Origin of the sequence: Bacillus sp. KICET-1 (assembly GCF_027721405.1) — a bacterium.
Classification (GTDB): domain Bacteria; phylum Bacillota; class Bacilli; order Bacillales; family Bacillaceae; genus Bacillus; species Bacillus velezensis.
This window is the reverse complement of record NZ_CP113515.1, coordinates 3,207,311-3,220,528: the sequence shown is the minus strand read 5'-3', so window position 1 is coordinate 3,220,528 and position 13,218 is coordinate 3,207,311. Positions and strand designations below refer to the sequence as shown.

At 44.9% G+C, this 13,218-nt stretch carries 10 protein-coding genes; 9 read left to right on the top strand and 1 reads right to left on the bottom strand.

Annotated elements, in window-relative coordinates; all coding sequences use genetic code 11:
- Window positions 1–12 precede the first annotated feature (12 nt).
- The 6 genes from OVA33_RS16235 to mutL all read left to right on the top strand — a co-directional run bounded on the left by OVA33_RS16235 (window position 13) and on the right by mutL (window position 8,677).
- Complete coding sequence (locus tag OVA33_RS16235) at window positions 13–1,191, top strand: glycine C-acetyltransferase (RefSeq protein ID WP_128974075.1); 1,179 nt, start codon at window positions 13–15, stop codon at window positions 1,189–1,191.
- 142 nt (window positions 1,192–1,333) lie between these two features.
- On the top strand, window positions 1,334–2,863 hold the full coding sequence (miaB, locus tag OVA33_RS16230; protein ID WP_012117585.1) for a tRNA (N6-isopentenyl adenosine(37)-C2)-methylthiotransferase MiaB: 1,530 nt from the start codon (window positions 1,334–1,336) through the stop codon (window positions 2,861–2,863).
- Between the two features lie 2 nt (window positions 2,864–2,865).
- Complete coding sequence (locus OVA33_RS16225) at window positions 2,866–3,297, top strand: regulatory iron-sulfur-containing complex subunit RicA (RefSeq protein ID WP_003154113.1); 432 nt, start codon at window positions 2,866–2,868, stop codon at window positions 3,295–3,297.
- 252 nt (window positions 3,298–3,549) lie between these two features.
- Window positions 3,550–4,095, top strand: coding sequence for an outer spore coat protein CotE (gene cotE / locus OVA33_RS16220; RefSeq protein WP_003154111.1), 546 nt, complete (start codon window positions 3,550–3,552; stop codon window positions 4,093–4,095).
- Window positions 4,096–4,213: 118 nt separating this feature from the next.
- Entirely contained in the window at window positions 4,214–6,799 is a 2,586-nt protein-coding gene (gene mutS / locus OVA33_RS16215) for a DNA mismatch repair protein MutS (protein WP_128974200.1), read from the top strand.
- 15 nt (window positions 6,800–6,814) lie between these two features.
- Window positions 6,815–8,677, top strand: coding sequence for a DNA mismatch repair endonuclease MutL (gene mutL, locus OVA33_RS16210; protein WP_128974076.1), 1,863 nt, complete (start codon window positions 6,815–6,817; stop codon window positions 8,675–8,677).
- A 387-nt stretch (window positions 8,678–9,064) separates the two neighbouring features.
- Here mutL and OVA33_RS16205 read toward each other — a convergent pair whose 3' ends face one another.
- Window positions 9,065–9,274: a hypothetical protein gene (locus OVA33_RS16205; protein WP_094031716.1), complete on the bottom strand. Its 210-nt coding sequence runs from the start codon at window positions 9,272–9,274 to the stop codon at window positions 9,065–9,067.
- 971 nt (window positions 9,275–10,245) lie between these two features.
- Here OVA33_RS16205 and OVA33_RS16200 point away from each other — a divergent pair.
- The 3 genes from OVA33_RS16200 to OVA33_RS16190 all read left to right on the top strand — a co-directional run bounded on the left by OVA33_RS16200 (window position 10,246) and on the right by OVA33_RS16190 (window position 13,218).
- Entirely contained in the window at window positions 10,246–10,923 is a 678-nt protein-coding gene (locus tag OVA33_RS16200) for an MBL fold metallo-hydrolase (protein WP_003154103.1), read from the top strand.
- Window positions 10,924–11,237: 314 nt separating this feature from the next.
- Complete coding sequence (fabD, locus tag OVA33_RS16195) at window positions 11,238–12,107, top strand: ACP S-malonyltransferase (RefSeq protein ID WP_128974077.1); 870 nt, start codon at window positions 11,238–11,240, stop codon at window positions 12,105–12,107.
- Between the two features lie 136 nt (window positions 12,108–12,243).
- Entirely contained in the window at window positions 12,244–13,218 is a 975-nt protein-coding gene (locus tag OVA33_RS16190) for an acyltransferase domain-containing protein (protein WP_128974078.1), read from the top strand.

Genomic DNA, 13,218 nt, shown 5'->3' with positions numbered 1-13,218 from the left:
GGGGAGGGTTCTATAATGAAAGAATTTGAATTTCTAAAAGCCGAGCTTGATAAAATGAAAGAAAATAAAACGTGGCAGCAAATGAAACAAATTGAAACGAAGCAGGGTCCGTCGGTGGAAGTCAAAGGGGAAAACGTGATACAGCTTTCATCGAACAATTATCTCGGTTTGACGTCGCATCCAAGGCTTGTCGAAGCGGCCAAACGCGCCGCGGAAGAATTCGGAGCGGGTACGGGGTCCGTCCGGACAATCGCCGGAACATTCACAATGCACAATGAGCTGGAGAAGAAATTGGCAAACTTTAAAAAAACAGAAGCGGCACTTGTTTTTCAATCGGGGTTCACAACGAATCAGGGCGTCCTATCAAGCATTCTTACAAAAGAGGATATCGTGATCTCTGACGAACTGAACCATGCTTCCATCATTGACGGGATCAGGCTCACAAAAGCAGATAAAAAGGTGTACCGCCATGTTGATATGGACGATTTGGAAAGGGTGCTGAAAAAATCGATGAATTACCGCATGCGCCTGATCGTCACCGACGGCGTATTCTCAATGGACGGCAACATCGCTCCTTTGCCTGACATCGTCAAACTTGCAGAGTCGTACGATGCCTTTGTGATGGTCGACGACGCGCATGCTTCCGGCGTACTCGGAAAAAACGGAAGGGGAACGGTTAATCACTTCGGGCTTGACGGAAGAGTTCACATACAGGTGGGCACATTAAGCAAAGCCATCGGAGTGCTTGGCGGTTACGCCGCGGGGTCGCAGGTTCTGATCGATTACCTGCGCCATAAAGGGCGTCCTTTCTTATTCAGCACTTCTCATCCGCCTGCGGTAACGGCCGCATGCATAGAAGCCATTGACGTCCTGCTGGAAGAGCCTGAGCATATGGAAAAGCTGTGGGAGAACACGGCGTATTTCAAAGATAAACTGGTTCAAATGGGGCTGACCCTCACAAAAAGCGAAACACCGATCGTGCCGATATTAATAGGGGAGGAAGAAAAAGCCCAGGCATTATCAGACCTTTTATTGACCCGCGGCGTCTTTGCACAAAGCATCGTGTATCCGACGGTCGCCCAAGGAAAAGCGAGAATCCGCACCATTATTACGGCGGAGCATACAAAAGAGGAGCTTGACCGGGCCCTGGAAGTAATCCGTTCAGCCGCAAAAGAGTTTCAGCTTGTGTAAGGGGGAAATGATTCCCTCTTTTTTATTTCTGATTGATTCTTATTCTCAATAAGGTGTACAATAATAGGCTGGCGGTTGTGCCAAACGCTTTTAACCAGTATACTTGAGGGTGGAAGTTTCGGTTGAAAGGAGACATTCGAACATGAATGAAAAGCAAAAGCAGGAAAGCGGACAAGTGAATCCAGCGGACAAAACATCCGAAAAGGATTACAGCAAGTATTTTGAAGCCGTATATATTCCGCCTTCTTTAAAAGATGCGAAAAAACGGGGCAAAGAATCCGTTCAATATCATAACGATTTTAAAATCTCAGAAGAATTTAAAGGCCTCGGTGAAGGCAGGAAATTTTATATCCGCACGTACGGGTGCCAAATGAACGAGCATGATACGGAAGTCATGGCGGGTATTTTTATGGCGCTCGGTTATGAAGCGACAAATTCGGTTGATGACGCGAACGTTATTTTATTAAACACTTGCGCTATCCGGGAAAACGCTGAAAACAAAGTGTTCGGAGAGCTCGGCCATTTAAAGGCGCTCAAAAAAAATAACCCGGACCTGATTCTGGGCGTCTGCGGCTGCATGTCACAGGAAGAATCAGTCGTAAACCGCATCCTTAAGAAGCACCCGTTTGTCGATATGATTTTCGGCACGCACAACATTCACCGTCTGCCGGAACTGTTATCAGAGGCATATTTATCAAAAGAGATGGTCATTGAAGTGTGGTCGAAGGAAGGGGATGTCATTGAGAACCTTCCGAAAGTCCGCAACGGAAAAATTAAAGGCTGGGTCAACATTATGTACGGCTGTGACAAGTTCTGCACATACTGCATCGTACCGTATACCCGCGGAAAAGAACGAAGCCGCCGTCCTGAGGAAATTATCCAGGAAGTCAGAAGACTTGCAAGCGAAGGCTATAAAGAAATCACGCTGCTCGGTCAAAACGTGAATGCGTACGGAAAAGATTTTGAGGATATGACGTACGGTCTCGGTGATTTAATGGACGAACTGCGTAAAATTGATATTCCGAGAATCCGATTCACGACGAGTCATCCGCGTGACTTTGATGATCATCTGATCGAAGTGCTCGCCAAAGGCGGCAACCTTCTTGACCATATCCATCTTCCGGTTCAATCAGGAAGCTCAGCGATGTTAAAAATGATGGCGCGCAAATATGACAGAGAACGCTATCTGGAGCTTGTCGGAAAAATTAAAGCGGCGATGCCGAACGCTTCACTGACGACCGATATTATTGTCGGTTTCCCGAATGAAACCGATGAACAGTTTGAAGAAACGCTTTCGTTATATCGAGAAGTGGAATTTGACAGCGCATATACGTTTATTTACTCTCCGCGTGAAGGCACGCCGGCAGCGAAGATGAAAGACAATGTTCCGATGAGGGTCAAGAAAGAACGTCTTCAGCGCCTCAATGATTTGGTGAAAGAAATTTCAGCCAAAAAAATGAAGGAATATGAAGGCAGGACTGTCGAAGTATTAGTTGAGGGAGAAAGCAAAAATAACCCTGACATTCTTGCCGGCTATACGGAAAAAAGCAAGCTCGTCAACTTCAAAGGGCCGAAAGACGCCATCGGCAAGATTGTACGCGTCAAAATCGAACAGGCGAAAACATGGTCGCTTGACGGTGTGATGGCAGGAGAAGCAATCGAGGTGAAATAATAATGACGCTTTACTCTAAGAAAGACATTGTACAGCAGGCTAGGAACCTTGCGAAAATGATTTCTGAAACAGAAGAAGTTGATTTTTTCAAACGCGCTGAGGCGCAGATTAACGAAAATGAAAAAGTCTCTGCGATTATTAATCAGATTAAAACCCTGCAAAAGCAAGCCGTTAACCTGAAGCACTACGAAAAGCTTGAAGCGCTGAAACAAGTGGAAAGTAAAATTGACGCCCTGCAGGAAGAGCTTGAAGGGATTCCGATCATTCAGGAATTCAGAGATTCCCAGATTGAGGTCAATGACCTTCTTCAGCTTGTCGCACATACGATCTCAAATCAGGTGACAAACGAAATCATTACATCTACCGGAGGCAACCTGCTGACGGGAGAAACCGGTTCAAAAGTAAAACATTCGAATAACAGCTGTTCTATTTAAACACGGGGCCTTCATCGGCCCGTGTTTTTTTGCTATTTGAGAACTAATTGTAATATGTACTAAATTTTCATCGGCTCACCGTTTTGTCCCATTTTACTGGAAAGTTTTATCATACTTAAAAGTAAAGTTTCTGGGCAGGGCTGCATACAATGAAACAGAAACTTTGTATTTTTATATTTTTATTATAAAAATGCACATGAGACAAATGCCCAGCATAAGATAACACGAAGAAGAACAAGGAGGCCTGCCGGAATGTCTGAATACAGGGAAATTATTACGAAAGCGGTAGTTGCGAAAGGAAGAAAATTCACCCAATGCACCAACACGATCTCACCTGGAGAAAAACCGTCAAGTATATTGGGCGGCTGGATTATCAACCACAAGTACGATGCCGAAAAGATCGGGAAGACTGTAGAAATTGAAGGGTATTATGATATAAACGTCTGGTACTCTTACGCCGATAATACAAAAACGGAAGTTGTAACCGAGAGAGTAAAGTATGTCGATGTGATTAAACTCAGATACAGAGACACAAATTACTTAGATGACGAACACGAAGTCATTGCCAAAGTGCTGCAGCAGCCGAATTGTCTTGAAGTCACCATTTCTCCTAACGGAAATAAAATCGTGGTTCAGGCAGAGAGAGAATTTTTAGCAGAAGTGGTCGGTGAAACGAAAGTCGTCGTCGAAGTCAATCCTGACTGGGAAGAAGACGATGATGATGATTGGGAAGACGATCTTGATGAAGAATTAGAGGACATTAACCCTGAATTTTTAGTCGGAGATCCTGAAGAATAAGTTGAGGCTAGGGGAGTTTAACACCCCAAGTCTCTTTTTTATATATAAAGATATCACTCTTTTGTTTATGTTATAATGGGATTCGGATAAGAGAAGATACATAGTGAGGGATTAAATGATGGCTAGTTACACGCCTATGATACAGCAATACTTGAAGATAAAGGCAGAGCACCAAGATGCCTTTTTATTTTTTCGGCTTGGTGACTTTTATGAAATGTTTTTTGAAGATGCAAAAAAAGCGTCACAAGAGCTTGAAATTACACTGACAAGCAGAGACGGAGGTTCGGCTGATAAAATTCCGATGTGCGGCGTGCCGTATCATTCCGCGGCGGCTTATATTGAACAGCTGATTAAAAAGGGCTATAAAGTGGCGATCTGTGAGCAGACGGAAGATCCGAAGGCGGCTAAAGGCGTTGTGAAAAGAGAAGTCGTCCAGCTGATCACACCGGGAACCGTGATGGATGGAAAAGGCATCCATGAATCGGAAAACAACTTTATCGCTTCCGTTTCCGAATTTCGTAACGGATACGGTCTCGCTTTATCGGACTTAACGACCGGAGAAAACCTGGCCGTATTTATTGAGCGGATTGAAGATGTCATGTCAGAAATTTACTCAGTCGGCGCAAAGGAAATTGTCGTATCAAGCAAGTTTAACGAACTTACAGCTGCTCAGCTGAAAGAACGGTGCGGCGCCACGATTTCCATCGAAGACGGGGAAATAACAGAACGCATTGAAATCGCAAAGCACTTGCCGGGCGAAGAGCTGACAGAGACGTTTATGCGTTTATATACGTATTTGCAGAAAACGCAAAAACGGAGCCTGGATCATCTGCAGCCGGTTCAAGTATATGAATTGGAAGAAGCGATGAAAATTGACCTGTATTCAAAACGGAATCTTGAGCTGACGGAAACGATCCGTTCGAAAAGCAAAAAAGGGTCATTGCTTTGGCTTTTAGACGAGACGAAAACAGCAATGGGCGGCCGGCTTCTCAAACAATGGATTGACCGCCCGCTGATCAGGGCATCCCAAATCGAAGAACGCCAGGAAATGGTCGAGACGCTGATCAATCATCTGTTTGAGCGTGAAGATCTGCGCGAGCGCCTGAAGGAAGTATACGATTTAGAACGTCTGGCGGGCCGGGTCGCATTCGGAAACGTCAACGCAAGGGATTTAATCCAGCTGAAAGAATCTTTAAAACAAGTGCCGAGCATTAAAGAGCTTGTAGGGTCTCTTAACCATAAAAAAGCAAAAGAACGCGCCGGCTTGATTGATCCGTGCGGAGATTTGCTTGACCTGTTAGAAGAAGCCCTTCATGAAAACCCGCCGTTATCGTTAAAAGAAGGCAACTTAATTAAAGACGGCTATCATCAGAAGCTCGATGAGTACCGTGACGCCAGCAAAAACGGTAAAGACTGGATTGCCAGACTGGAGCAGCAGGAACGCGCTTATACGGGCATCCGTTCATTAAAGGTCGGTTTCAATAAAGTGTTCGGCTATTATATTGAAGTCACAAAAGCAAACCTTCATCTGCTTGAAGACGGACGGTATGAGCGGAAGCAGACCCTCACAAACGCCGAACGGTACATTACGCCGGAATTGAAGGAAAAAGAAGCGCTTATTTTAGAAGCGGAAAATAACATCTGCGAGCTGGAATATGAGCTTTTTGCCGGACTGCGTGAAAAGGTGAAACAATTTATTCCGCGCTTGCAGCGTCTTGCCAAACAAATGAGTGAGCTGGACGCACTGCAATGCTTTGCTACGATCAGTGAAAACAGGCATTACACAAAGCCCGTCTTTTCTGATAATGAAGTAAAAGTCATTGAAGGGAGACACCCCGTCGTTGAAAAGGTGATGGACAGTCAAGAATACGTCCCGAACAACTGCCTGATGGGCGATTCGCGGGAAATGCTCCTGATTACGGGTCCGAATATGTCAGGTAAAAGCACGTACATGAGACAGATCGCACTTCTATCGATCATGGCCCAGATCGGCTGTTTTGTGCCCGCAAAAGAAGCGGTTCTGCCGATTTTTGATCAAATCTTCACGAGAATCGGGGCAGCGGATGATTTGATTTCCGGACAAAGCACCTTTATGGTGGAAATGCTGGAAGCGAAAAACGCGATTGTGAACGCCACAAAAGACAGCCTGATCCTGTTTGATGAAATCGGCCGCGGGACATCAACGTACGACGGAATGGCGCTGGCACAGGCGATTATTGAATATGTTCACGATCATATCGGCGCTAAAACACTGTTCAGCACGCATTATCATGAGCTGACGGTGCTTGAAGATAAGCTTCCTCAGCTGAAAAACGTTCATGTGCGCGCAGAGGAATATAACGGAACGGTCGTGTTTCTCCATCAAATCAAAGAAGGAGCCGCAGATAAAAGTTACGGCATTCATGTCGCCCAGCTTGCCGAGCTCCCGGATGATCTGATCAGCCGCGCGCAGGAGATCTTAAAACAGCTTGAGCAGTCAGGAGATAAACCGGAGCTTCCGGCGGTATCTGAGAAAAAGTCCGCCGTCAGAGAAGAACCGGCACAGCTGTCCTTTTTTGCTGACGGTGAAAAAGAACAGAAGGCACCGGCTGTTTCTAATAAAGAAAAACAAGTGCTTGAAGCCTTTAAGTCAATCAATATTCTCGATATGACGCCGCTTGAAGCGATGAACGAAATGTACAAGCTGCAAAAAAAATTAAAATAGAAAGAGGTGACGGACTTGGCAAAAGTCATCCAGCTCTCAGATGAACTTTCAAATAAAATAGCGGCCGGCGAGGTGGTCGAACGGCCTGCCTCAGTCGTTAAAGAATTGGTGGAAAACGCCATTGACGCAAACAGCACAGTCATTGAAATCGACATAGAGGAAGCGGGGCTTTCGTCGATTCGGGTGCTCGATAACGGCGAAGGGATGGAAACCGATGATTGCAAGCGGGCTTTCCGCCGCCACGCGACCAGCAAAATCAAAGATGAAAACGACCTGTTCCGGGTGAGAACACTCGGTTTTCGCGGAGAAGCTTTGCCAAGTATCGCGTCTGTTTCTCATCTGGAAATCAAAACGAGCATCGGTGAGGGAGCTGGAACCCATCTCATTCTTCAGGGCGGGAATATCATTTCTGAACAGAAATCCTCCAGCAGAAAAGGAACGGAGATTATCGTTACCAACCTGTTTTTCAATACACCCGCCAGATTGAAATATATGAAAACCGTGCATACGGAGCTCGGCAATATTACGGATGTTGTTAACCGGATCGCTCTTGCGCATCCGGAAGTATCGATCCGTCTCCGTCATCAGGGGAAAAATCTGCTGCAGACAAACGGTAACGGGGACGTGCGCCATGTGCTGGCCGCAATTTACGGGACGGCGGTTGCGAAAAAAATGATACCGCTCCATGTCAGCTCGCTTGATTTTGAAGTCAAGGGCTACATTGCACTTCCGGAAATCACGCGTGCATCCCGAAACTACATGTCATCTGTCATTAACGGAAGATACATTAAGAATTTCCCGCTTGTAAAAGCGGTGCATGAGGGCTATCACACACTTCTGCCGATCGGCCGCCATCCGATTACGTTTATCGAAATTACGATGGACCCGATTTTGGTCGATGTCAATGTCCATCCGTCGAAGCTTGAAGTCCGCCTCAGCAAAGAGACGGAGCTGCATGAGCTGATCCGTGACGGGATAAAGGAAGTGTTTCAAAAGCAGCGGCTTATTCCGAGCGCCCAGCTCCCGAAAAAAACAGCGCCGGCACCGGCCAAAAACGAACAGCAATTCATAACGTTCGAGGAAAGTGCCCCTGAGCGGAAACTGCCAGAAAAAACGCCGGAACCGTCGTACTCGCCGATGAAGCTGAGTTCGGTCGTAAAAGAGCCTGAGCCGGTAATAATAGAAGAAGAGATCCTCCCGAATGAATCGGATCACGGAGTGCCGCCGGAGATCGGTATGCCCGAAACGGCAGCGCCTGTTTCCGATACTCCGGAACCGGAAGCTGTCTCTGAAGAAAGAGTTCCGGTGATGTATCCGATCGGCCAAATGCACGGGACATATATTTTAGCCCAAAACGAAAACGGCTTGTATATCATTGACCAGCATGCGGCCCAAGAACGGATTAAATACGAATATTTCCGGGAGAAAGTCGGGCAGGTCGAGCCTGAAGTACAGGACATGATCGTGCCGCTCACCTTTCATTACGCGGCAAATGAAGCGCTGATCATTGACCAGCATCAGCATGAGCTTGAAAGTGTCGGAGTGTTTTTAGAAGCATTCGGCACGAACAGCTACATCGTCCGCTGCCATCCGGCCTGGTTTCCAAAAGGGGAAGAAGCTGAACTGATTGAAGAAATCATTCAGCAGGTGCTTGACGCCAAACAGATCGATATTAAGAAACTGCGGGAGGAAGCGGCCATTATGATGAGCTGCAAAGGCTCAATCAAAGCGAACCGCCATTTGCGAAACGATGAAATCAAAGCGCTCTTGGACGACCTGCGCCGAACGACAGACCCGTTCACATGCCCGCACGGCCGGCCGATCATTATCCACCACAGCACGTATGAGATGGAGAAGATGTTTAAACGTGTGATGTAATAACAACGTTTATGTGAGACTAAACCGTTATTTGCCCACAAGCAGCCTTACTAGTTTGAATGACCCAGCCTTTCAGAGATAACTTTTGAGTTTTTTAATTTCTGGCATAATTGTTGCATCGGTATGCCGTCAATCATGAAAATGATTGGTTTAACATCCAGCTGGTTTTCTGTCATATAAAAATTGTTTTTGGAGAGTATTTGGGGTTGGCGATGTAGTATCCTGTGTTTGGTATAACCGTCTATATCGTCAATTGACTGCATTAATAGTAAAATAATTGTAGAAAACGGTTCCTGAAAAATCTGTGAAGAATTTAAATCAAATTGGAATTTGGCGGGTTATACTATCCGCAAGTCAGTCAAGGGGGGCTAGTAATTAGCCCCCCTTTTAGTTCTTCCTGCGGTTTTTTCTATTTTTGATCAAACTGAAAACCACTAAGAGAACCACACCGATAGCAACAATATAAAATGAAATTTCTGCTGCTGCGGTATTAATATTCTTAAGAACAAGGATAAGTCCTATTAAACCTATAGGAATGATGAAAGTTAGAATTTTTATAGCTTTTGGGCTCGGTTCAGCATTACTTTTATGTTCCATAGTTACCTCCGATCTTAGCACTTTAGAAAATAATCACTTTAAAGCTTAACACAGGATAAATTTGTTAAACACCAACAATAGCCCCGTTTAAATGAAAAGCCTAAGAGTTTTAGTAATCCGCCAAGCGGCTGTTGGGTTGCCAGTTCTTTTAGAGCACCCGCATAGCACGCATCTTCAACTGCACCAGTAAAATTGTCGATCATATTAAGAATTATTTCAAAACGCCGATTCCGCCCATAGCAGCTTTAACTTTAGCAGGTATTGCATCCCAATCTGCTCTTAGTGCTTTTGCATCCCAGGGCAATTTACCTTGAGCAGTAAACTCCGACCCATATAACATAGTCTATTTGTCTAATGTTTAATATTTTATATTTACTTTTTACACTTAATGATTTTATGTTAGTTTTGTTTTTGCACAGTAAAAAGCTGCGCGGCGCTTTCGTGAATTGTTGCAGCTAGGGCTGATTTGAAAAGAGTGTAAATTACGCCGTACTTTTCTAAGTTCAATTATGTTAATGTCAACATAACGTTGAATTCGGTGTAAGAACTAAGGTATTCTGATATATTTCGAGAGCCCGTATGGTTTAGTTTATCTTGAAGAAAAGGATTGAAATAATAGTCTTGATTGCGGGTCATTTCTAAAAACTGATTATCCCCTTCGGCCGCTTCGGCAATTGCTTTTCAAAACAAAAGCTCAATTTGTTTTCTTTTTATCCGAAACCCATATTCATCCTTCATTTTCTGAATAAAATTACCTAAAGAATTCATCTAAATTAATATTCTGATTTACTTATATATCAGCATAGCAATTTGTAAAAAAGGTCCAGACTGGTGCTTTTGGCGGGAGCAGAAAGTTTTTTTAACTTTACCGGAAAATCCATGGAAAAACGTGGTGTCATCTGGTAAAGTGGTTACAGTCGGCTGGGCGGCGGCAGCAGTCTGCCCGGATCTTTTAAATGGGAATGGTGACAATGGATCATACATATGAAGTGCATCAAATCAAAACTTATCACCAGATGTGGTCCAACTATTGTTATATTATCGCAGACCGCTCAAAAAAATCTGCGATAGCGGTGGACCCGTCCTGGGAAATCGATAAAATAACCGATAAACTGCATGAATTGGATGTTGATTTATCAGCTATTTTATTAACACATTCGCATTATGACCATGTAAACTTGGCGGAGCCGCTTCAGCAAATCTATCATTCTGATATATACATGTCGTCGGCGGAAATCGATTTCTATCAATTCCGGTGCAGAAACTTAATAGCGCTTGAAGACGGACAAACCTTTGCAGCCGGAGGGTTTATCATCAGAAGTATATTGACCCCGGGGCATACGGCCGGGGGAATGTGCTATTTGCTATCTGATCATCTTTTTACCGGTGACACCGTGTTTACAGAAGGGTGCGGTATATGTGAGGACAGGGGCAGCTCAGCTGAAGATATGTTTCACAGTATACAGAGGATCAAAGCCTCCATTCCGCCGCATGTGCGTGTGTATCCGGGGCACTCCTTCGGGGAGAAGCCGGGTCAAAAAATGGAGAGTCTTTTGAAAAACAATATTTACTTTCAGATTGAAAAAAAAGAACATTTCGTGAATTTCCGCAACAGAAAAAATCAAAAAGGGCTGTTTCATTTTAAGTAGCGTATAATTTGGTTCTATCTAACTAGTTTTTCTTTTGGGGTACGGAACTTCTGAATTGAAATGATAGTTATTGCTCGCTTTTTGGTGATGAATGGCTGAGTAACGGTAGTTTGCGGATAAAAGCGCCGGGCAGGCCGAATGGGACATTCTGCTTACGTCTGTTCCAAAAGCCCTGAGTCCGCCTTCTGGCAGGGAAAAATAGGCATTATTCAGGATTCCGCATAGGATAAATTAACTTGACATGGTATTTTTGTGAAGTTACTATCAACTTGAACATGCTTCTTAACTGAATCCGAGAAAGGATGGCTGAGAAAATGATCACATACTTATTCCCCGGACAAGGTTCTCAAAAGCAGGGAATGGGGAGCTCATTGTTTGATGAATTTAAAGACTTAACGGAGCAGGCTGATGAAACACTCGGATATTCCATGAAACGGCTTTGTCTTGAGAATCCGTATTCCAACCTTCACAAGACGCAGTTCACCCAGCCTGCTTTATATGTTGTAAACGCGTTAAGCTATTTGAAAAAAACCCAAGACAATGGCATAAAGCCGGATTATGTGGCCGGCCACAGTTTGGGAGAATATAATGCGCTGTTTGCAGCAGGTGCTTTTGATTTTATTACCGGCCTTCAGCTTGTCCGTAAAAGAGGCGAATTAATGAGTATGGCCACTGACGGAAAAATGGCCGCCGTTATGGGGTTAACTGCAGCTCAAGTGTCAGACGCCCTTCAAACGAACGGATTACATACGATTGATATTGCCAATATGAATTCTCCTCACCAAGTTGTCATATCCGGACGCAAAGAAGACATTGAAAGAGCCAAAAGCGTATTCGAAGGATTAAAAGACGTTACGATGTTTCATCCGTTAAACGTCAGCGGCGCTTTTCACTCGAGATATATGAGCGAAGCAAAACAAGAGTTCGAAAAATTTTTACAGTCATTTCATTTTTCTGCTATATCAATTCCTGTCATTTCTAATGTGCATGCCAGACCTTATGAGCAAGACGGAATCCACTCCGTTCTGGCCGATCAGATCGACCACTCAGTGCGATGGAACGACAGCATCCGCTATCTGCTGGACAAAGGGCGGATGGAATTTGAAGAAGTCGGCCCGGGCCATGTGCTGACAGGACTTATTCACCGCATCAAAAAAGAAACTGAAGCTTCACCCGCCATGTAGCGGAACGTAAGTCAAAATTCTTATCTCACACAATAGTGCCAGCCATACAACATCACGACCACTTCACCTGCACACGACATCACGAAAAACTTACAAATCAATATTTTAAAAAAATAAAGAGCAAAAAGGAGAACAAATGAACCAGCCAATTGTTTTCATGTTTTCTGGACAGGGTTCCCAATACTATCAAATGGGGAAAGAGCTGTTTGCACATAACACCGCTTTTCGGCAGAAAATGCTTGACTTGGACGATTTTGCAGTCAGCCGTTTCGGTTACTCTGTCCTGAAAGAGGTTTATCATACAGGCAATCGTCTGTCTGATCCATTTGACCGCCTTCTTTTCAGCCATCCTGCCATTTTTATGGCTGAGTACGCACTTGCATATGCTTTGGAGCAAAGAGGCATACGTCCCGATTATGTGATCGGAGCAAGCCTTGGAGAGTATGCAGCGGCCGCTGTGTCGGGTGTGCTGAGCGCTGAGGATGCTTTAGATTGCGTGCTGGAACAGGCCCGAATCATTACGGAAACTTGCCGTAACGGCAGCATGCTTGCGATACTGGGTGATCCGGCTTTATATCAAGATGATCCGCTGCTCGGCGAACATAGTGAATTGGCATCTGTAAACTATCATTCTCACTTTGTCATCTCGGGAGAGCGGGAGCATATCAAAAGGATCATGGACGATCTGAGAGAAAAGCAGATTCCTCATCAGCTATTGCCGGTATCTTACGGGTTTCACTCAGCGCTGGTTGATCAGGCGGAACAGCCGTACAAGCGCTTTTTAGCTCAGAAATCAATCCGGACTCCATTTATACCGTACATCTCCAGTGCGACAGGAGAGGCTGAGACCGATATACAAGCGGACTTTTTCTGGGATATCGTAAGAAAGCCGATTCGATTCCGCGAAGCGCTTCAATTCGCAGACAGCCGCCAAAAAGGATTGTATATCGATGCCGGGCCTTCCGGAACATTGGCCGCATTTGCCAAACAGATTCTTCCCGCGGGATCGGCTGAACGCATTCGTGCCATTATGACGCCGTTTCATAAAGAACAAACACATTTGCAGCAAATAGAAGGCAGCATTTTATCACCGCCCGGAAGGAGACTGTAA